This is a genomic window from Cytobacillus sp. QJM3NY_8, from assembly GCF_056173585.1.
On sequence record NZ_CM149681.1, the window covers coordinates 3,634,168 to 3,652,380 of the forward strand.

Sequence of the window (18,213 nt, forward strand, 5' to 3'; positions counted from 1 at the left end):
CGCCGATTTTGGTAGATATTGCAACCGGGCAAGACAATTGCACCTGGAAGCACACTCTTATTCTCATGCCGGCAAAAAATCCGGAACATTATTCACCTTCGGATAATTGTCTGTAAAGGTTGCCCATTTCAATAGCTCCGACAGCCGCTTCCCATCCTTTGTTTCCAGCTTTGGTGCCTGCCCGCTCAATTGCCTGTTCAATCGTGTCAGTTGTAAGAACACCGAAGATAACAGGAACACCGCTTTGCAATGCTGTGCTTGAGACCCCTTTAGCCACTTCGCCGCTGACATAATCAAAATGCGGAGTTGCTCCGCGGATCACTGTGCCAAGGGTGATGACTGCATCATATTTTCCGGATTGGGACAGCTTTTTAGCTGCCAGAGGGATTTCGAATGCTCCAGGAACCCACACAACTGTCACATCTTCTTCGCTTACTCCGTGGCGCTTGAGTGCATCTTCCGCTCCGCTTAAAAGCTTGCCCGTAATGAATTCATTAAAACGCGATACTACAATGGCCATTTTTAATCCTGTTCCTACTAAATGTCCTTCGATTACCTTTTTCATCTCTAATCGCTCCCTTAAAATTGTAATAAATGCCCAAGTTTTGTTTTCTTTGTTTTTAAGTAATTTTCATTTTCAGGTTTTGCAGGCATTTGAAGAGGAACCCGTTCGGATACCTCCAGCCCGTAACCGCCCAATCCAGCAATTTTGCGGGGATTATTGGTTAGCAGACGCATTTTTTTTACTCCCAGATCCCTAAGGATTTGTGCACCTACCCCATAGTCGCGTAGATCGTCCTTAAATCCGAGCTTATGATTTGCTTCAACTGTATCGTAGCCCTCTTCCTGCAGCTTATAGGCTTTCATTTTATTGATCAGTCCGATGCCGCGCCCTTCCTGTCTCATATATAAAAGGATTCCCCGGCCTGCCTCTTCAATCTGTGCCAGCGCTGCTTCAAGCTGCGGCCCGCAGTCACAGCGGTTGGATCCAAATACATCTCCAGTCAGACACTCCGAATGCACACGAAGCAATACTGGTTCACGTTCATCGATTTCTCCCTTTACAAGAGCTACATGGTCTTTTCCATCGACAGTGTTTGTATAGCCTACTGCTTTAAAGTCTCCAAATTCTGTTGGAAGCTGTATCTCCACTTCCCTTTTGACAATGGAGTCATGCTTCAATCGATACTCTATCAATTGCTGAATAGTAATCATTTTTAAATCAAACTTTTCAGCCACTTTTTCCAGATCATCCACTCGAGCCATCGTTCCATCGTCTTTCATTATTTCACAGATTATCCCGGCTGGTTCAGCACCTGCAAGACGTGCCAGATCGACCGCGGCCTCAGTATGGCCTGCACGCCTTAAGACTCCTCCTTTTTTGGCCACTAGCGGAAAAACATGTCCCGGCCGTGAAAAGTCTGCAGGTTTAGCGTCGTCCTCAAGCATTTCTTTTATCGTGAATGCACGCTCAAATGCACTGATGCCTGTAGTGGTTTTTACATGGTCAACACTGATTGTGAAAGCTGTTCCATGACTGTCAGTATTCACTTCTGCCATTGGATTCAGTTCCAATTTTTCAGCCAGTTCCTCAGTGATAGGTGTACAAATCAGGCCTCTGCCTTCTTTGGCCATAAAGTTGATCGTGTCCGGTTTCGCATATTCCGCGATTGCAAGGAAATCCCCTTCATTTTCCCTGTCTTCATCATCACAGACAATGATGACTTTTCCTGCTTTTAAATCTTCTAATGCCTCATTTATATCACTGAACATGTTTGATTGACCCTCCTTTTGCTAATTATAAGAAGCCGTTCTCCTTAAGGAATCGCTCTGAAACTCCTTCTTTAGGCGATGAGGTTTCCTGCTGCCTGTTCATGAAGGAATATAGATATTTAGCCAGCATATCGAACTCGAGGTTAACAATGTCTCCCGCTGCTTTGAAGCCGAGTACCGTTTCACTTGCTGTGTGGGGAATGATCGAGACAGTAACAGTATTGTCTTCATTGCCGAAAACAGTCAGGGAAATCCCATCCACGGCAATTGATCCCTTCATGATAAGCAAATGGCTTAATGCAGGAGGCACAGATATTTGTATATAAATGGCGTTTTCACTCGCTGTTTTTTTTAGAATCTGACCAGTTCCATCAATATGCCCTGTCACAAAATGTCCTCCAAAGCGGCCATTTGCCGACATCGCCCTCTCCAGATTGACTTTTGTTCGTTCTTTAATGGCAGAAAGCGAAGTACTTTTGAATGTTTCGGGCATGACATCTGCTGAAAATTCATTTTTCGCAAATTCCGTAACTGTAAGGCACACGCCGTTTACCGAAATGCTGTCCCCCAGTTGAACATCTGTTAAAACTGTGGATGCCTGAATTGTCAGTTTCATGGCCTTGCCTTGCTGAACTACTTTTTTTACTGTTCCCAGTTCCTCAATAATTCCAGTAAACATTACTCCTTGGCCTCCCTCAGCGGTTTTGCGGTAATTCTAAGGTCTCCGCCAATCTTTTCAATTTCTGTGAATTCCAGTGCAGGGGCATCTTTTACATAGCTGGCACCATCCCCGCCAATAAATGGAATCGCCTTATTGCCCCCGATAATTTTAGGAGCCATATAAAGGATTATCTGCTGAAAGAAACCGCTATTTATAAATGAAGCATGGATCTCTGATCCGCCTTCAACAAATAAAGTCATGATGTTTCTTTCACCTAAATTTCTTAATACTTCTTTAATCGGCACCTCATTAGCAGAAAAAGAAAAAACTTCAGTATTATACTTCTTTAGCTCTTCTGCCTTTGACCGATCTATTTCGCAGCCGGTAAAGATTATGGTCTTTACAGACTGATCCCGGATGACATTTGCGTCAGCGGGAATTCTCAGATTTGTATCTAATACAACTCGAATGGGATTTTTTCCGCCTTGGGGCAGCCTGGCGGTTAAAAGGGGATTATCGTGAATGATCGTATTTACACCTGTAAGTATTGCGTCATGTTCATGCCGTAGCCGATGCACATCCTGCCTGGATTCTGGAGAAGTAATCCATTTGCTGTCACCGGTTTTTGCAGCTGTTTTTCCATCAAACGATGAAGCTGCTTTAATGGTTACATATGGTGTCTTTGTTTTTATAAAATGGAAAAATGGTTCGTTTAGGGCATCTGCTTCCTCCTTCAATAAGCCGGTCACCACTTCAATCCCGGCATCCTGCATTCTTTCAATTCCTTTGCCGGAAACTAAAGGATTCGGATCGGCAGAAGCAATAAAAACCCTATTAATTCCTGAATTAATTATTAAGTCTGCGCATGGCGGAGTCCTGCCAAAATGGCTGCATGGCTCAAGCGTGACATAAATATCAGCACCTTTAGCCTTATCGCCAGCTGCAGCAATCGCATGGACTTCAGCATGGGGAGTTCCTGCTTTCAGGTGAGCACCCATCCCCAGAATTTCACCATTTTTAACAACAACCGCACCCACCTGCGGGTTAGGACTGGTTTGGCCTTTAGTGGCCGCTGCCAGGCTGATGGCTAACTTCATATATTCCTGATGGTTCAAATTATCTGGTTCCTCCTTCCCTTACAGTTTCTCCAAATTAAGTTTGAAACGGCAAAACCCCGTACACCAGCAAGGTGAAACGGGGCAAAATCACATGACGAAATAAGCGTTTAAAAAAGATTTTTTTGAACGCAGCACTATAATCATTCCTTCTCCCATCCAGACTTTCACTGTCGGCTTTGGAGTTTCACCAAATCCACCGTTTTCATTAGAAAAGCGCAAGCGCCTTGTTCACCCCCGACAAGCACAAGACGAGCCTCGCAGAAAAGGCGTCTTTTGCCTTTTTGGGAGGATTGGCTTGTGACCTCGAGGGGGTAGGCGCTGGAGCTAGACAATCATTAGAAAAGCGCATGTTCCTGCATCTCTGCTAATAAAACCGGGTCACGGACTAAGAGGGCGTACCCTCATCACCGCCGGTTGGGAATTTCACCCTGCCCCGAAGGAAATCCTATTCTATTATAAGAATCTTACCATGAATAGTCGGAATATACAAAGAGAATTGTTTATAAAGAATTGAAACTTTTGCTTTAAACTGACGTATAGGTAATTATAGAAGAAGGAGAGGAATTTAAATATGATTGAACCGAGGGAACTTCTTATAAATGAACTAAAAAAATGTGAAGAATGGGAAAAAGACCAAGGTGATTTATGGTTTTGGGAGAAGCTGGGAAGACTCCCTTTTAAGTTAATTGATAGATTCACACCGGAGTTCATACAAAAAAAGGTTGGAGTGATTCTTGATGAGCTTGGCACATATATTCAATCAGGAGGAAGATATTTAAGTTCAGCTTCGGCGTTAAAGAACTATTATCCTGAACAAAATATTCATACCTTAGAGGATGTAGAAAGCCTGCCCATATCAAAGATGGATGAAGCCGCTGGAAAGCTAAGCTCAAACCGTAAAAGAACCGCTGCATTGCAAGGTGCCAGTACTGGGGTTGGAGGGATTTTCACCCTGACGATTGATATCCCTCTTCTACTTGGCATTCAGCTAAAAACCCTTCAGGATATCGCGATTTGCTATGGCTTTGATCCAGCTGATAAGAATGAAAGAATGTTCATCGTAAAAATTCTGCAATTTGTTTCCAGTGACATTGTAGGAAAAAAAGCCATTCTGCAGCAGCTTTCCATGTTTGGTTCTAAAGAAGCAGGAGCAAAAAGGGAAGTCGTTTCCGAGCTTCAGGGGTGGAGAGAAGTTGTGTTTTCTTACAGGGACCAAATTGGCTGGAAAAAACTTTTTCAAATGATCCCGATAGCCGGACTGCTGTTTGGGGCTTTCATAAATCGCTCAGCCGTAAATGATATTGCCGAAGCAGGCATTATGCTATACCGAAAAAGAGTAATCGTTAATCGTCTGCACCAGAATATGATTACAGAAATAAAACCGGAGAGCTGACAATGGCTCTCCGGTTTTATTTATGGAAGCTTTTTGATTTCCTTCTCCATATACTCTTCATTTAAAGCTCCCAAAACTTTCTCTCTAATAACACCATCGGAATCAATAAAATAGCTTGTAGGATAGGCCATTATATTATAGTCAGAACCTGCCTCGCCTTTTACATCCATAGGAATTGTAAAAGTCAGCCCCAGCTCTTTTACGAATTTCTCTGCGTCACCGCTATTTTTTTCAGTGTTTGTAAGATTGACTGCAAGAATATCGAAATTTTCATCTTTATACTTATTATACAGCTTCTCCATATGCGGCATTTCTGCACGGCAAGGAGGACACCAGCTTGCCCAGAAATTTAACAAAACTGCCTTGCCTCTATAATCGGAGAGTTTTACTGGGTTTCCTTCCATATCTGTCAGTTCAAAATCAGGAGCAAGGTTTCCTTTCTCCAAACCAACAGGCAAATCTTCAGGGTCTTCCATTTTATCGTATTTCTGCATTTGTCCGGCTTGCTCTACTACCCCTTTTTCCTTGAGAATTGTTTTGTCAACAATAAACAGCAAAACGACAATAACTGCGGCTGCGATTAGAAACTTTTTCATTCCAACACCTCTATACTGATATCCCTATATTTAAACTGAACTTATCATACTATATGGGGAATATAGAATCTATAAATGTGCACTCTGTTTTAGTGATTGCGGTAAAGAAAAAGCGTCGCAAGAATGGCATATATTCTAAGCTTTTCTTTTGCTGTCAGACCCTCCTCAAAAGAAAGTACAGGTGTATTGGGATCCCTGAACTGCTGCCCCCATTCTAGCGGCATCCATCCTTTGCGAAGGCGCGCTATCCTATTTGATTTCTCATCAAGAACTTGAAAATCCGTATGGAAAAAGGTTTTAGGAATGGAATATCGATCACAGCCATTCTCATATACCAGTTTGGATCCATCTTTTTTATTTATGATTGTTTCTTTGCAGGAGTCTTTCACAAACGAAATATCAACGCCGTTTCTATCGATTAGGATTGATGCCTCCAGATTATTGTTATAATCATAGATACCCAGCCTTCTTGGAAAAAGACGGTCCAAAAAATAAGGCAAGAACCATCTAAACTTCCACATTTTCATATCCCTGATTTCACCAACCCGCCTTCCTTCCGGATCAAAAAGCACCATTCTAAGGGAAGGAGCCGGCATAAAAGCGATCATCAAATTTGACTGGCATAACAATGAGAGAAGGGCTTGTCTGCTATTATTGGAATTTCTCTCCACTATCTCGGCCGCCCTTTGCTTATTCAGCAAGTGAATTTGATGGCACAGAAAACTATATATGATGAAAGGGATTAGAAAAAGGATTAAATTCGTCCGTTGAGATTCTTTTATGAAAATCAATAGAAAGAAAAATGGAGGTACAAGTGCGGCCAGGCTCGCATTTATTGAGATGTCAGCTGTTTTCCGGTAATATTGCTGGATATTCATCAGTATGTCTCCCCCGCTATATGTATTTCTCTATATTCTATTAAATAGTTCCAAAAAAAATGAATTTTTGGGAGGATTTTTGGAGGGTACATATTGCCGCATCTGCAAATAGTCTGTTTGAGTTATTCGTTACCATCTTTATTCGCTGATTTTCCTTCAAATAAAAAAGCTGACGGAAACTTTCCGCCAGCTCGTTTGATGGAATTACTTTAAAGCATTAACCGCATTAATTAGCCCATGGCCAGATTGTTCGTCGTATCCAGGCTTGAAGATATCTTCTGATGAAGATTGAATGATCTGCTTTACTTGTGCAGGAGAGATTTGGTCTTTCCCATGTTTTGCGATAATAACACCAGCCAGTGCCGCAACTTTCGGAGCGGCCATAGAAGTACCGCCTTTATACCCATATCCGCCGCCAGGGATTGTTGCTAATGCCAAATAAGAATTGTCTCTGCCAGCTCCAGTATTTGGATCATAGTTTGGTCCCAAGTCTCCGCCAGGCGCCATGACATCAATTTTGCCGACACCGTAATTGGAATAGAAAGCAAGATTCTTTAAAGCTCCTCCAGCAGATACACGAATCATCAATTGACTGCTTGGGCTTCTGTGTGTTGCACCGTTATCAGAACCTGACAGCTGTCCCGGGCTCTTTAAATCAACAGCGTTATTGCCTGCAGAACCAACTACAGTAACACCTTTTTGAATCGCATATTTGATGGCTCTGTTAAACATCTGCACGTCCGCTACGGTTTCTTTCGTTGTATACTCGGGATTCTGGAACCAGTCATACCCGCCAAGAGACATGTTGACAACATCCACATTGTCGTCCGCAGCTGTTATTAAGGCTTCGGCGATATGGGAAGTCGCTGCACCGCCATCAGGGCCGAATACACGGTATGCTGCTACCTTCAAGTCAGGTCCGACACCCATGGTTCTTCCTTTTGCTGCAATGGATCCTGCAACATGGGTTCCATGGCTGTTTTCATCCATTGGATCCGGGTAGCCTGGAACAAAGGATTTACCGTATGCATAATTTTCTTTTAAATCTGGATGAGTATAGTCAATCCCTGTGTCAATTACACCAACAACGATATCTTTACCGTCAGCTGTCTTTCCAGTTCCTCCTGGAAGATTCCATGATGCACCATTATTTGTTACTTGTTTGATATCCCACTGCAGATTGTTATATAAATCAGCATTATCTAATGGAAGATCTGCATCTACTGCAGGAGCTTCGGGATAAATAACATTTTCAGCGCCAGCAGACAATACCAAGGAAGATTTCCTGATTTCATTAAGAAAATTAGGATTTGCTGATGAAACCTCAACAGCTCCTAATTTTTCGAGCTTATTCTCTATTTGTCCTCCAAATTTTTTCAATAGGTCTGTATAGCCTGCAGGAAGCTTTCCTTCATCTTTAAAAACGACTAAGTAACTCTTTTCAACCGTTTGGGCTTGTCCAGTGCTGACAGAACCCGCAAAAACGGCTGAGGCACATAATGCCAAACTTAATGTACCCGTTACGATACCCTTCTTGATATTCATTTTTTATTGAGACCCCCCTTATATTTTCTAATTTTCATTATATTCGAAATAAAGATATCAACAATCTTTGTATTTCGACATGCCTCTCCGTCATTTCGCAAAAAATACTACTTAAAACCCATTACTCCTTTATATATTTTAAGTTTTTCCGGGTCTATTCGCTTGATTCTCAATCAAAAACTTTGCTTGCTCCCTGTCAGCCCTGTCGAAAAGATAAGACTATTTCCTTAAGAAAAAAACGCATCTTATTAGATACGGTTTGACTAAAATTGATTGATTCTCTCAATGGATTTTCTTGCATCTTCATATCCTTGCAGATATAACTTTTCCAGTTTTTGAGGATTCCGCTCCATCCGGCCCACTGTTAATGGCCTGAGGCTGGATGACAAGAACTGTCCCATTCTTCTCTTCCTGTTCTACATAGCGGAGGGTCTCATTATAGGTCCGGCAGCGTTCCGTCAATGCTTTCTGAAGCCCAGTGTAATGCGGATATTTTCTTTTGACCATAAAAGTAAATTTAGATGGCTTTTTGGTATATCCCCTGTTTCTTGTCAAGATTACTATATTTTTTTTCAATCCATCCTGCTGAGCTTTTTTGATTGGTATAGGGTCGCTGATTCCGCCATCGAGGAGGACCCGGCTATTAAATTCTACCTCCGGAGCAATAAAAGGCAAGGAACTGGATGCTTTTAAAACCTTAAGCATATCTTTGCCATAATCTTTTTTACCGTAATACACCGGTTTACCTGTATGGCAATCAGTTGTTCCAATAACAAATTCAGACTCATTTTTATAAAACTCATCATAGTGATATGGGACAAGCTTATTCGGTATTTCATCAAAAATAAAATCCATCCCGAAAAACTGGCGGGATTTAAAGTAATTCCGCCATGAGATATATCGGGGATCTGTAACATAATCCACATTCACAATTCTATTCCTGCCCCTTTGCTTGGATAAGTAAGAAGCTGCATTGCAAGCCCCTGCAGAAACCCCAATGACATAAGGAAAGCAGAGGTCCTGTTCAAGAAAATATTCGAGAACCCCCGCTGTGTATACTCCTCGCATCCCTCCGCCTTCAAGTACCAGACCCGCTTCACTGATCACCGCTCATCTTCCTTTCAGTCTTTTAAAGCTATACTACCAAAATATTAACCTCCCATATACATATATGCCCACAAAGATAGACCATGCCATGAATTCAGGCAAGTTCCCTTCTTTTAAAGATAGCAATTGATGCAAGCAGGGAAAGCGTGATCATGACTACAGAAACAATGATGCTCGGCAGCAATTCATCCGGGAGATTACTGCCCATGATAAAAGCATTCGAATAAGCAGACAGCAGCGCCGGACTCCATTCCAGCAAATGAGGGAGTGAACTGCTCAATAGGCTTAATATGACAATGATGCCAATAGAGATAAATCCGACTGCTCCAGGCGATTTCATAAACGTATTGAACAGTATTACTACAGTTACTATAAGAGTAAGCCAGATGCCGTTAACAAAGAAGGACTGGAGAAAATCCGCAAAAGAAATAAATTCAAACAATACGCCTACATAGTACCAGGAGAGGAAATAACTCAAAAAATATGAAAACCAAATGAGAATCATAGAGCTAGCCCACTTCGCCGTTACAAACCAGGCATAAGAAACAGGTTTTACCAGTATAAGCCCCGCCACACCGCTTTTCCTTTCTCCAGCAATAGTCCCCATTGTAATTAATACAATAATAAGCACACCAAACGTATTGAACTGGCTAAGACTTGCAGCAAGCGCTTCACCTGCAGATGGGACAGGAAGCTCGATGACTGCTCCTTCCGGCAGCCCGCCAAGAGAATCAATAATCTGAGGCATATAATATAATGTCAGCGGCTCTTTTACAGCTATCATAATAAAAGTAAGCGGCACCCATATCCATTTGAAATTTCTGGACATTTCAAGCATTTCCTTTTTAAATAAAGTCATCCATTGATTCATTTTTGCACCACCTTCATGAAGACATCCTCCAGCCTGATTCTGCTGATTTCAAACTTAACCAGCGGCAGGTTCCGTTTCATAATCTCAGTTAAGAATAGTTCTCTAGCATATTCTATATCCTCTACCAAAAAGCTCGCATACTCTCCATCCAATTTCATTGAAGAAACAGGCTGAAGCAGAGATAATTCTTCTGCATATTGCAGTGTATTCTCTTTAAAAGCCAAGTCAATTTTTGCCTGCTGATGTTTAGTTCTCAGGCCTGCCAATGTCCCTGATTCAACTAGTTCACCATTATGGAGAAATAATATTTCATCACAAATCTCTTCTGCATCATTTAGTATATGAGTTGAAAATAGGATAGCTGATTCTTTTTTCAGCTTATCCATCAGCTCCAGCACTTCTCTGCGTCCAAATGGGTCGAGTGCAGAAACCGGCTCATCAAGCATGACGAGCTTCGGACGATGGATTATAGCCTGTGCAATGCCAAGCCGCTGCTTCATGCCTCCTGAATATTTTCCAATCCGCCGATTCTTAGCTTCAGCTATACCGGTAAGTTCAAGAAGTTCTTTTGCTCTGTCTTTGGCTTCTGATTTAGAAAGACCTGCAAGCTGGCCAGCATATTCGAGAAACTCGTTGCCTGTCATCCATTCATAAAAAACAGGAAATTGAGGAAGATAGCCTATTAATCTTCGGAAATCCGCTTTTTCTGCCCCTTCAAACACGATCGCTCCTGAATCTGGCTTCACCAGGCCGGCAAGCATTTTTAATGTAGTTGTTTTTCCTGCCCCATTTGCTCCCAGAAGGGCAATACATTTTCTTTCAGATAATTGGAAGTCCAGACCTTTTATTACTTCCAGGTCCTGGAACCGCTTTTTTAGGTTTATTATGTTTACAACTGGCATTATCAGCTTCTCCTTCCAAAAATAAAGTAAATAATTGGCCCCAGCAGGTTTATAAATAAAATAATAAGAGCCCATACCCATTTAGGCCCATTTGCTTTTTCTATTTTTACCAGATCAATAATGGCAATGGCGATTAATATAAGCTGAATGATGACTATAGGTGCAAGAATTGCCCAGTTAATGCTTTCTAAAAATTCCATTATGTTGTCCTCCCTTATTTGTTATGTCATTCATATGACGTGCAAGTTCCTAAAACGTTCACTGGTAATTCAATTGTTTTTAAACAAAAAAAACGCCCCAATCCTGGAGCGCTTCAAAGTTTAATAGATAAAGAAGGGTTAATCCGTTTCTTTTTCATAAACAGACATCATATTGCGGATTTCGTTTGTTACTTGATCAATGAGTGAGGACGGCGAGAGTACCTTCGCCTGGTTACCCCAGTTGAGGAGCCATTTGACAAGACCATCACTTACAATGGCTTTTGCTGTTAAAACGAAATAGTTTTCATCAAGCTTTCTTATGTCTGCATCCCGCCCGAATTTATCAATTATCACGTTGATCAGATCGTTATGGAACCGGATTTTTATCCACTCTTCAGAGCCGGCATACATATGAAAGGTTGAGCTCACATACCTGGATACATCAAAGGGTTCATATGCAAACTGTTCTTCCGTTATATTCACATTGCGCAGACGGTCGATCCGATAATGGCGGATTTCTTCTTTAGCAAAGTAATAGGCTATTAAATAATAAAAATCATTTACCCAGGTGAGCGCCAGCGGCTTGACCCTGTATTTATTGCCCTCCATTGTGGCTTAAAACAAATTCCTTGTTAAGATTATATCTTCCATATTGAAATGTGACGATTCTCCGCTCGGAAATGGCTTCATGCAAATCATTGATAGCCAGCCGAACCAGTTTGCTTTCACTTTTTACAGAGGAATCGATCAAAATTTCATTATGCAGCTTTTTGGCATGATGAAGGCTTGTCAGCTTCTTAATTTTCCGGATCAGCTGTTTCGTCTCATCTTTCGTAATAAAGCGTGCAGAAGCAACAGCATCAATCAGCATACGCAATTCATAAAGCTCGAATAGACGGTATTGATGGCTGTAGAACTTCGGCATCCCCTCTTTTTCCTGGTTGATGGTAATATCGAATTTCGCTTCAATCAGATGCTCAATATCGTCCCTCAGTGAGTTTTTGTTTAATTTCACATCAGGTCCATATTCCTTTTTAAAGCATTCAGTTATATCGTCCAGTGTATATTCATTTTCTTCATCAGTTTGCTCTCTTAGAATCTCCATAAGCTTGAGCATCCTTTGTTTGTTATCGAGTCTATTCATTACATCACCCCGTGTACTTTATAACTAAAAGCTCTGCAGAATTAATTATCCATTAAAAAAAGCCCAGTGGCAACGGCCCTGGACTCTGTTTAATTACTTTAAAATCCTGAAAACTAAAGGTATTCTGTACTCCTTGCCTTCATACGCTTTGACAGCAGCTACTATTGTGAAGACGAAAGCAAGGATTCCCACGATCCAAATAGTAATCACCCCAATTAAGATGATCATAAGCACTACGCTGATGACGCTGTAAATCGTATAGGAAATTAAAAAATTTAAATATTCCTTGCCATGATAATCTACAAACTCCGAGTCATTCTTTTTTAAGAGCCAAATGATCAGCGGTCCAATAAAAGTTGTAAAAAAACTGGTTACATAGATGGCTGCTGCTAAGAGCCTTTCATCATTGGAAGGCATTTTATAATCATTCATTCTGTTTCCTCCTAATAATCCTCAATCTATATTATGATTTCTTCTATATTATTTACGTTATTCATTTTAAAAGGTTTCATGTATTTTTTAATTTTTGCACCCATCCATAAAATCCGTAAAACCTTAATTTCAAGTTCTTGATTAGGACAACTTGAATACAAATGTTAAAGACAGGCATTGCGTCATGACTTTGCCAAATTTTTTACCTGCTTAGGAAGGTGATTTATAGATGATGTCAAAGCTGGAGGCTTTCATTCTGGGAATCATACAGGGGCTCACAGAGTTCCTGCCTATATCCAGTACAGGACATTTATATTTGGGGAGACATCTATTTGGGCTTGATGAGGCAGGCCTCTTCCTTGATACAATGCTGCATATAGGAACTTTACTGGCAGTCCTTGTCGTATACAAAAATGAATTGCTTCAAATCGTAAAGAAGCCATTCGGCAAGCTATCTATCCTTCTGATTGTCGGTACGATTCCAGCCGTAATCGTTGGGCTGCTGCTGAGTGACATGTTTGATTCAATTTCAAAATCCGGGGTTACAATCGGCTGGGAATTTCTATTTACGGGGTTCATACTCTGGATTGCTGATGGTGTTAAGAAAGGTGCCAAAAAGATGGACAGCATCACATATGGAGATGCCCTGTTTATCGGCACCTTTCAGGCTGCCGCCATCTTTCCGGCAGTCTCCAGATCCGGATTAACCATTGCAGCAGGCCTCTTTAGAAAGCTCGACAGGGAAACAGCGGCTTATTTTTCATTTCTGCTATCCATTCCTGCCATCGCAGGCGGCATTGTTATGCAATTTGGGGAATTGATGTCCGGTCACACAGAAGCCATAACCCTTGGAAGTATGTTGATGGCAACTTTGTCTTCAGCACTCTTTGGCTATGCAGCAGTCGTTTGGATGATTAATTTTCTAAAACGAAAATCCTTGAAGATATTTGCTGTATACGTTTGGATATTAGGGTTCACCATTATACTCCTGCAAATGACCGGGATTTTTTAAATTTCTAATGGGGAGGTATCAGAATGGAAGAAATTATTGCCAGCATTTTTGAAATACTTTCCCAGCTGGGTTATGCCGGCATTGCACTTGGATTAATGGTTGAGGTGATACCAAGCGAAATTGTCCTGAGCTATGGCGGCTTTTTAGTCAGCACCGGAGACATCCATTTTACAGGTGCCCTGCTTGCGGGGATTGCAGGCGGAACATTAGCTCAGCTGTTTCTTTACTGGCTTGGCGCGTATGGAGGAAGGCCTGTTCTTGATAAGTATGGAAAATATTTACTGATTCAAAAAAAACATTTGGATGCTTCAGAGAAATGGTTTGAAAAGTATGGAACTGGAGTGATCTTTACGGCCAGATTTATTCCTGTAATACGGCATGCCATATCCATCCCTGCCGGAATTGCCAAAATGCCATTATCGGTCTTTACAATATATACAATAGCAGCCATGGTGCCATGGACGGTTCTCTTTTTATTATTGGGAATGGAACTTGGTGACCATTGGAGAGACATTAAAGAATACGCAAAACCATTTATATTGCCTATCATAGTCATCGCGTTGGGTTCGGGGGTATTCTATTTTTTTTACAAAACGCGAAAAAGTTAACATAACCTAAATCAGCTTATTACTCAAAAGTGTAGAATTGATTATTTTACACTTTTTTATTTGTTCAATCAGAAAATGTTCACCCTTTCTTTTCATTTTTGTAAAATAAAGCAAATACTACAGGATCAAAGGACGAGACCATGTGATGAAAATTTTATTAAAAAACGCATTCATTTACCCTGTTGCTTCCCCTGCTTTTCATGGGGATGTCTTAGTAGAAAACGGAAAGATATTAAAGACAGGCAAGAACCTAAAGTCTGATTCAAATGTAAAAATTATTGACTGCCATAGACACCACTTGCTTCCGGGCTTCATAGATGTTCATACTCATTTGGGCCTGTATGATGAAGGCACGGGATGGGCAGGCAATGATGCCAACGAAACAATTGAACCGCTAAGCCCGCACATTCGAGCGATGGATGGAGTATATCCTCTTGATCCGGCTTTTGCGGATGCTGTGAAATATGGCATCACAACTGCCCATATCATGCCAGGCAGCGCCAATGTAATTGGGGGAACTACTTCTGTTATTAAGACTGCAGGAAAAAATATCAGCAAAATGATTATCCAGGAAACAGCCGGACTTAAGATTGCCCTTGGAGAGAATCCAAAACGGATTCACAGCCATGGGAACAAGGATTCCATTACAAGAATGGGGATAATGGGCATGCTGAGGGAAGCCTTTTATGAGGCCTTACAGTGCGATAACCCTGACTCTTTAAGGTTCGCACCGCTTGTAAAAGCACTTAAAAGAGAAATTCCCGTCAGAATCCACGCGCATAGGGCAGATGATATTATTTCTGCTATCCGCTTTGCAGAAGAATTCAATCTGGATCTTCGGATCGAACATTGTACAGAAGGCCATTTAATTGCGGACGAATTGGAAGGGCTGAATTTAAAGGTATCAGTCGGGCCCACTTTAACAAGAAGGTCTAAAGTGGAGCTGAAAAACAAAACCTGGAAAACGTATCAGCAGCTGACAGAGCATGGTGTTGAAGTTTCCATCACTACAGATCATCCCTACACACCTGTACAGTATTTAAATATGTGTGCAGCTATTGCAGTCCGGGAAGGCCTTTCCGAACAAAAGGCCTTAGAAGGAATCACCATTCTGCCGGCAAAAAACCTCAGGATCGATAACCGGCTAGGGAGCATCGAGGAAGGAAAAGATGCCGATTTAGTTTTGTGGAACCATCACCCATTTCACTTTCTTTCCAAGCCGAAATGGACAATGATAGGCGGAAATTTTGTGTACAGGGAATCGTGAAAACGTGTCGAATATCGCTGGTGTAATTTGACATAAAATCGCAAAAAAAATAATCAAAAAACCTATTTCCTTTTTGATTTTTTTTTAGTATTATACCTAAAGTGAAGTGAAAATTTTGCTTCTTTATGACAGACAATCTAATATCGGAAACGATAGTAATAGGGAAGGCAAATGGTGCGCCACCAGTTATCTGGTTCTAGTGGGTTCGATTCCCACCCCGAAATTTTTTAGCAGCATAATAAAAAATTTCGAGGGTGGACCGATGGCTCTATTTGGCATGGAGTAGGACTGCCCTCAATTGGAGGGATATCCTATGCTCAAGAAACGTGATCTTCACGACTGCCATGCTTTATTCGATTTAATGACGCACCCTGATGTCTTCCCTTTTGTTCGCCAAAAAGCCAATTGTTATGATGAGTTTATGTTTATTACAAAGCAGACAATCGAAGCAGAAGAACGCGGTGAATTGATTTCACGCACAATTCTTGATGAATGGGGCACTCCGATTGGGACAATCAATTTGTATGACATCCAGGAAAATGCCGGCTTCCTAGGCACATGGCTTGGCAAGCCCTACCATGGCAAAGGCTATAACAAATTAGCAAAAGATGCTTTCTTTGAGGAACTCTTTTTTGAAACCGGCATTGAAACAATCTTTATGCGGATCCGCAAGGAAAATATCCGCTCGCAAAAAGCTGCAGAAAAGCTTCCTTATGTCATTCTTGCAAATGAAACGAGAAAGTCTGTTTATGATCAGCTGAATGCCAATGAAGATATTTACAATTTATATGAGATCCCAAAAGATCTATATACTCTTCATGTAATGCGTCATGGAGCAGCAGTCCAAGAATCGTCCCAATTACTGGAGGCTTAATTGAAAAGCGGAAGAAAGCACTTGCATACAGGCAAGTGCTTTTTATTATTCTTTCAATTGATAATATTGGATTCCGGTTCATCTGTTTTTTCTCTTATTCCGTACTGGGTCAGCAATTCTTCCAGCTCTTCATTTGTAAGTGTCTCAAAACGCCCGTCCACGAATGAAACTTGAGTCTGATTTGGATTAATCCTATTTATATTGAAGCTCATCATTCTGCCTCCTTCAAGTCGAGTTTTGGAAATGGCTGCTTTTAATATTTATACTCGCCGTTGGAAGGATTTTTATTCTCGTTATTCAAAAGTTCACATAATTGAAACTCTTCTTTTAATCGATTTGTTCAGATTACGATAGCTGTTTTTCCCAGAATAAAGGCCTGCTTTGCACCGTCCTCTGTTTAGTATGATATAATTCTCTAGTCACTTTAAAGAAAGAGGAAAGAATCATGAATCAGACATACAGCAAAAAACAAAAGCTGCATCAGCTGCTGGTGATTTTAGTTCCAATACTAGTAACCCAGCTGGCGATGTACTCCATGACATTTATTGATACCTTAATGACCGGCCGCTATAATTCTCAGGACCTGGCAGGTGTAGCGATTGGATCCTCACTTTGGGTTCCAGTGTTCACCGGTCTAAGCGGCATACTCCTTGCTGTTACACCGATCGTGTCCCACTTGGTGGGAGCAAAGAAACAGAGTGAGGAAGTTGCCTTTTCTGTCATTCAGGGTGTTTATCTATCCGTCATTATGGCCGTCCTTGTATTTGCCGGAGGAGCACTCTCCTTAAATCCAATCTTAAGTGGAATGAATCTCGAAAACAGGGTCCATGACACAGCTTTCAACTACCTTGCAGCCTTAAGCACAGGATTGATTCCCCTTTTTGTCTACAATGTATTAAGGTCGTTTATTGACGCTCTTGGCAAGACTAGGGTGAGTATGATTATTACACTTCTTTCACTGCCGATCAATGCTGTGTTTAACTATATGCTTATATATGGCAAATGGGGATTTCCGGAACTCGGAGGAGCAGGTGCAGGTTATGCTTCTTCTATTACTTACTGGCTGATCATGCTTATTTCATTTTTTATTATTCATAAAAATTCCCCATTCTCGAATTATGGAGTTTTCAGGAATTTGCATGCTGTTTCAATCGGCAAATGGAAAGAAATTCTTATGATCGGCATCCCAATTGGCTTATCGATTTTTTTCGAAACAAGCATTTTCTCAGCAGTTACTTTATTAATGAGCACATTCGAAACAGCCGTTATCGCCGCTCATCAGATTGCCCTCAATTTTGCATCACTTCTTTATATGATACCGCTCAGCATCTCAATGGCATTAACAATAGTGGTAGGATTTGAAGCAGGGGCTTCACGATTTAAGGATGCTAAAGAGTACAGCTGGATCGGGGTAGGCATTGCCGTAATTATGGCATTAATTTGTGCAGCCATCCTTTTGGCTTTTCCAAGAGAAGTTGCATCTATTTATACAAAAGACAGCGATGTATTAAAATTAACGGCCAATTTTTTAATCTATGCCATGTTCTTTCAGCTTTCAGATGCCATTCAGGCACCTGTCCAGGGAGCGTTAAGGGGGTATAAGGACGTAAACGTCACCTTTATTATGTCACTTATTTCTTATTGGATTATCGGACTGCCCTTTGGCTATTATCTTGCCAATCATACAAACTGGGGGGCATATGGTTATTGGATAGGCTTAATTACAGGACTTGCAGCTGGCGCCATTACTTTAACAGGCAGGCTGATTTATCTTCAGAACAAAAAATACCCAGCATCCATGAAAGTTTAAAAAAAGGTAGAAGAATTCCGTT

The 18,213-nt window shown here is 41.2% G+C and carries 20 protein-coding genes and 1 pseudogene; 6 read left to right on the forward strand and 15 right to left on the reverse strand.

The window, feature by feature from the left end:
* Positions 1 to 88: 88 nt before the first annotated feature.
* Genes ribH through ribD form a run of 4 tightly spaced genes read right to left on the reverse strand, consistent with a single transcriptional unit; the run spans position 89 to position 3,549 of the window.
* Positions 89 to 565, reverse strand: a complete 477-nt coding sequence (gene ribH, locus AC0VZ9_RS18680) for a 6,7-dimethyl-8-ribityllumazine synthase (RefSeq protein ID WP_019379663.1) — start codon at positions 563 to 565, stop codon at positions 89 to 91.
* A 14-nt stretch (positions 566 to 579) separates the two neighbouring features.
* Positions 580 to 1,773: a bifunctional 3,4-dihydroxy-2-butanone-4-phosphate synthase/GTP cyclohydrolase II gene (locus AC0VZ9_RS18685; RefSeq protein WP_475396609.1), complete on the reverse strand. Its 1,194-nt coding sequence runs from the start codon at positions 1,771 to 1,773 to the stop codon at positions 580 to 582.
* Positions 1,774 to 1,798: 25 nt separating this feature from the next.
* Positions 1,799 to 2,452, reverse strand: coding sequence for a riboflavin synthase (ribE, locus tag AC0VZ9_RS18690; RefSeq protein WP_009332524.1), 654 nt, complete (start codon positions 2,450 to 2,452; stop codon positions 1,799 to 1,801).
* Positions 2,452 to 3,549, reverse strand: coding sequence for a bifunctional diaminohydroxyphosphoribosylaminopyrimidine deaminase/5-amino-6-(5-phosphoribosylamino)uracil reductase RibD (gene ribD / locus AC0VZ9_RS18695; RefSeq protein ID WP_019379664.1), 1,098 nt, complete (start codon positions 3,547 to 3,549; stop codon positions 2,452 to 2,454). The genes ribE and ribD overlap by 1 nt, the downstream gene beginning before the upstream one ends.
* Before the next feature lie 574 nt (positions 3,550 to 4,123).
* Here ribD and AC0VZ9_RS18700 point away from each other — a divergent pair.
* Positions 4,124 to 4,945 (forward strand): EcsC family protein, encoded by an 822-nt coding sequence (locus tag AC0VZ9_RS18700; RefSeq protein ID WP_019379666.1) that lies wholly within the window; start codon positions 4,124 to 4,126, stop codon positions 4,943 to 4,945.
* A gap of 20 nt (positions 4,946 to 4,965) precedes the next feature.
* Here AC0VZ9_RS18700 and AC0VZ9_RS18705 read toward each other — a convergent pair whose 3' ends face one another.
* From AC0VZ9_RS18705 to AC0VZ9_RS18750, 10 genes and pseudogenes are all read right to left on the reverse strand, one after another.
* The gene (locus AC0VZ9_RS18705) at positions 4,966 to 5,541 is read right to left on the reverse strand and encodes a TlpA disulfide reductase family protein (protein ID WP_475396610.1); all 576 of its coding nucleotides are present in this window, start codon (positions 5,539 to 5,541) and stop codon (positions 4,966 to 4,968) included.
* An 89-nt stretch (positions 5,542 to 5,630) separates the two neighbouring features.
* Entirely contained in the window at positions 5,631 to 6,419 is a 789-nt protein-coding gene (locus AC0VZ9_RS18710) for a hypothetical protein (RefSeq protein WP_475396611.1), read from the reverse strand.
* Positions 6,420 to 6,623: 204 nt separating this feature from the next.
* The gene (locus AC0VZ9_RS18715) at positions 6,624 to 7,964 is read right to left on the reverse strand and encodes a S8 family peptidase (protein WP_217026252.1); all 1,341 of its coding nucleotides are present in this window, start codon (positions 7,962 to 7,964) and stop codon (positions 6,624 to 6,626) included.
* A 263-nt stretch (positions 7,965 to 8,227) separates the two neighbouring features.
* Positions 8,228 to 9,071, reverse strand: a pseudogene (locus tag AC0VZ9_RS18720) (patatin-like phospholipase family protein).
* A 94-nt stretch (positions 9,072 to 9,165) separates the two neighbouring features.
* Complete coding sequence (locus AC0VZ9_RS18725; protein ID WP_019379670.1) at positions 9,166 to 9,942, reverse strand: ABC transporter permease; 777 nt, start codon at positions 9,940 to 9,942, stop codon at positions 9,166 to 9,168.
* The gene (locus AC0VZ9_RS18730) at positions 9,939 to 10,844 is read right to left on the reverse strand and encodes an ABC transporter ATP-binding protein (RefSeq protein WP_341001254.1); all 906 of its coding nucleotides are present in this window, start codon (positions 10,842 to 10,844) and stop codon (positions 9,939 to 9,941) included. Before AC0VZ9_RS18730 ends, AC0VZ9_RS18725 begins: the two co-directional genes overlap by 4 nt.
* Before the next feature lie 2 nt (positions 10,845 to 10,846).
* Positions 10,847 to 11,044, reverse strand: a complete 198-nt coding sequence (locus AC0VZ9_RS18735) for a PLD nuclease N-terminal domain-containing protein (protein WP_009332533.1) — start codon at positions 11,042 to 11,044, stop codon at positions 10,847 to 10,849.
* A 138-nt stretch (positions 11,045 to 11,182) separates the two neighbouring features.
* Complete coding sequence (locus AC0VZ9_RS18740; RefSeq protein ID WP_475396612.1) at positions 11,183 to 11,653, reverse strand: WYL domain-containing protein; 471 nt, start codon at positions 11,651 to 11,653, stop codon at positions 11,183 to 11,185.
* Entirely contained in the window at positions 11,640 to 12,188 is a 549-nt protein-coding gene (locus AC0VZ9_RS18745) for a WYL domain-containing transcriptional factor (RefSeq protein WP_475396613.1), read from the reverse strand. The genes AC0VZ9_RS18740 and AC0VZ9_RS18745 overlap by 14 nt, the downstream gene beginning before the upstream one ends.
* 93 nt (positions 12,189 to 12,281) lie before the next feature.
* Positions 12,282 to 12,620: a DUF4870 domain-containing protein gene (locus tag AC0VZ9_RS18750; protein WP_009332537.1), complete on the reverse strand. Its 339-nt coding sequence runs from the start codon at positions 12,618 to 12,620 to the stop codon at positions 12,282 to 12,284.
* Between the two features lie 232 nt (positions 12,621 to 12,852).
* On the opposite strand from AC0VZ9_RS18750, the gene AC0VZ9_RS18755 reads away from it, so the two are divergent.
* The 4 genes from AC0VZ9_RS18755 to AC0VZ9_RS18770 all read left to right on the forward strand — a co-directional run bounded on the left by AC0VZ9_RS18755 (position 12,853) and on the right by AC0VZ9_RS18770 (position 16,381).
* Positions 12,853 to 13,632, forward strand: a complete 780-nt coding sequence (locus AC0VZ9_RS18755; protein WP_034296678.1) for an undecaprenyl-diphosphate phosphatase — start codon at positions 12,853 to 12,855, stop codon at positions 13,630 to 13,632.
* Positions 13,633 to 13,655: 23 nt separating this feature from the next.
* Positions 13,656 to 14,240, forward strand: coding sequence for an undecaprenyl phosphate transporter UptA (gene uptA, locus AC0VZ9_RS18760; protein ID WP_341001252.1), 585 nt, complete (start codon positions 13,656 to 13,658; stop codon positions 14,238 to 14,240).
* 142 nt (positions 14,241 to 14,382) lie between these two features.
* Complete coding sequence (locus AC0VZ9_RS18765; protein ID WP_026041550.1) at positions 14,383 to 15,507, forward strand: amidohydrolase; 1,125 nt, start codon at positions 14,383 to 14,385, stop codon at positions 15,505 to 15,507.
* A gap of 313 nt (positions 15,508 to 15,820) precedes the next feature.
* Complete coding sequence (locus AC0VZ9_RS18770; RefSeq protein WP_217026251.1) at positions 15,821 to 16,381, forward strand: GNAT family N-acetyltransferase; 561 nt, start codon at positions 15,821 to 15,823, stop codon at positions 16,379 to 16,381.
* A gap of 53 nt (positions 16,382 to 16,434) precedes the next feature.
* Here AC0VZ9_RS18770 and AC0VZ9_RS18775 read toward each other — a convergent pair whose 3' ends face one another.
* On the reverse strand, positions 16,435 to 16,596 hold the full coding sequence (locus tag AC0VZ9_RS18775; RefSeq protein ID WP_009332549.1) for a hypothetical protein: 162 nt from the start codon (positions 16,594 to 16,596) through the stop codon (positions 16,435 to 16,437).
* A gap of 230 nt (positions 16,597 to 16,826) precedes the next feature.
* On the opposite strand from AC0VZ9_RS18775, the gene AC0VZ9_RS18780 reads away from it, so the two are divergent.
* Positions 16,827 to 18,191 carry an MATE family efflux transporter gene (locus AC0VZ9_RS18780; protein WP_217034135.1) on the forward strand — a complete coding sequence of 455 codons (1,365 nt, stop codon included), beginning with the start codon at positions 16,827 to 16,829 and terminating at the stop codon, positions 18,189 to 18,191.
* The last annotated feature ends 22 nt before the right edge of the window (positions 18,192 to 18,213 follow it).

What these genes read in the sequence shown, in the direction of transcription:
- ribH (WP_019379663.1), bottom strand. Translation starts at nt 565, where the DNA reads ATGAAAAAGGTAATCGAAGGACATTTAGTAGGAACAGGATTAAAAATG.
- AC0VZ9_RS18685 (WP_475396609.1), bottom strand. Translation starts at nt 1,773, where the DNA reads ATGTTCAGTGATATAAATGAGGCATTAGAAGATTTAAAAGCAGGAAAA.
- ribE (WP_009332524.1), bottom strand. Translation starts at nt 2,452, where the DNA reads ATGTTTACTGGAATTATTGAGGAACTGGGAACAGTAAAAAAAGTAGTT.
- AC0VZ9_RS18700 (WP_019379666.1), top strand. Translation starts at nt 4,124, where the DNA reads ATGATTGAACCGAGGGAACTTCTTATAAATGAACTAAAAAAATGTGAA.
- AC0VZ9_RS18705 (WP_475396610.1), bottom strand. Translation starts at nt 5,541, where the DNA reads ATGAAAAAGTTTCTAATCGCAGCCGCAGTTATTGTCGTTTTGCTGTTT.
- AC0VZ9_RS18710 (WP_475396611.1), bottom strand. Translation starts at nt 6,419, where the DNA reads ATGAATATCCAGCAATATTACCGGAAAACAGCTGACATCTCAATAAAT.
- AC0VZ9_RS18715 (WP_217026252.1), bottom strand. Translation starts at nt 7,964, where the DNA reads ATGAATATCAAGAAGGGTATCGTAACGGGTACATTAAGTTTGGCATTA.
- AC0VZ9_RS18725 (WP_019379670.1), bottom strand. Translation starts at nt 9,942, where the DNA reads ATGAATCAATGGATGACTTTATTTAAAAAGGAAATGCTTGAAATGTCC.
- AC0VZ9_RS18730 (WP_341001254.1), bottom strand. Translation starts at nt 10,844, where the DNA reads ATGCCAGTTGTAAACATAATAAACCTAAAAAAGCGGTTCCAGGACCTG.
- AC0VZ9_RS18735 (WP_009332533.1), bottom strand. Translation starts at nt 11,044, where the DNA reads ATGGAATTTTTAGAAAGCATTAACTGGGCAATTCTTGCACCTATAGTC.
- AC0VZ9_RS18740 (WP_475396612.1), bottom strand. Translation starts at nt 11,653, where the DNA reads ATGGAGGGCAATAAATACAGGGTCAAGCCGCTGGCGCTCACCTGGGTA.
- AC0VZ9_RS18745 (WP_475396613.1), bottom strand. Translation starts at nt 12,188, where the DNA reads ATGAATAGACTCGATAACAAACAAAGGATGCTCAAGCTTATGGAGATT.
- AC0VZ9_RS18750 (WP_009332537.1), bottom strand. Translation starts at nt 12,620, where the DNA reads ATGAATGATTATAAAATGCCTTCCAATGATGAAAGGCTCTTAGCAGCA.
- AC0VZ9_RS18755 (WP_034296678.1), top strand. Translation starts at nt 12,853, where the DNA reads ATGTCAAAGCTGGAGGCTTTCATTCTGGGAATCATACAGGGGCTCACA.
- uptA (WP_341001252.1), top strand. Translation starts at nt 13,656, where the DNA reads ATGGAAGAAATTATTGCCAGCATTTTTGAAATACTTTCCCAGCTGGGT.
- AC0VZ9_RS18770 (WP_217026251.1), top strand. Translation starts at nt 15,821, where the DNA reads ATGCTCAAGAAACGTGATCTTCACGACTGCCATGCTTTATTCGATTTA.
- AC0VZ9_RS18775 (WP_009332549.1), bottom strand. Translation starts at nt 16,596, where the DNA reads ATGATGAGCTTCAATATAAATAGGATTAATCCAAATCAGACTCAAGTT.
- AC0VZ9_RS18780 (WP_217034135.1), top strand. Translation starts at nt 16,827, where the DNA reads ATGAATCAGACATACAGCAAAAAACAAAAGCTGCATCAGCTGCTGGTG.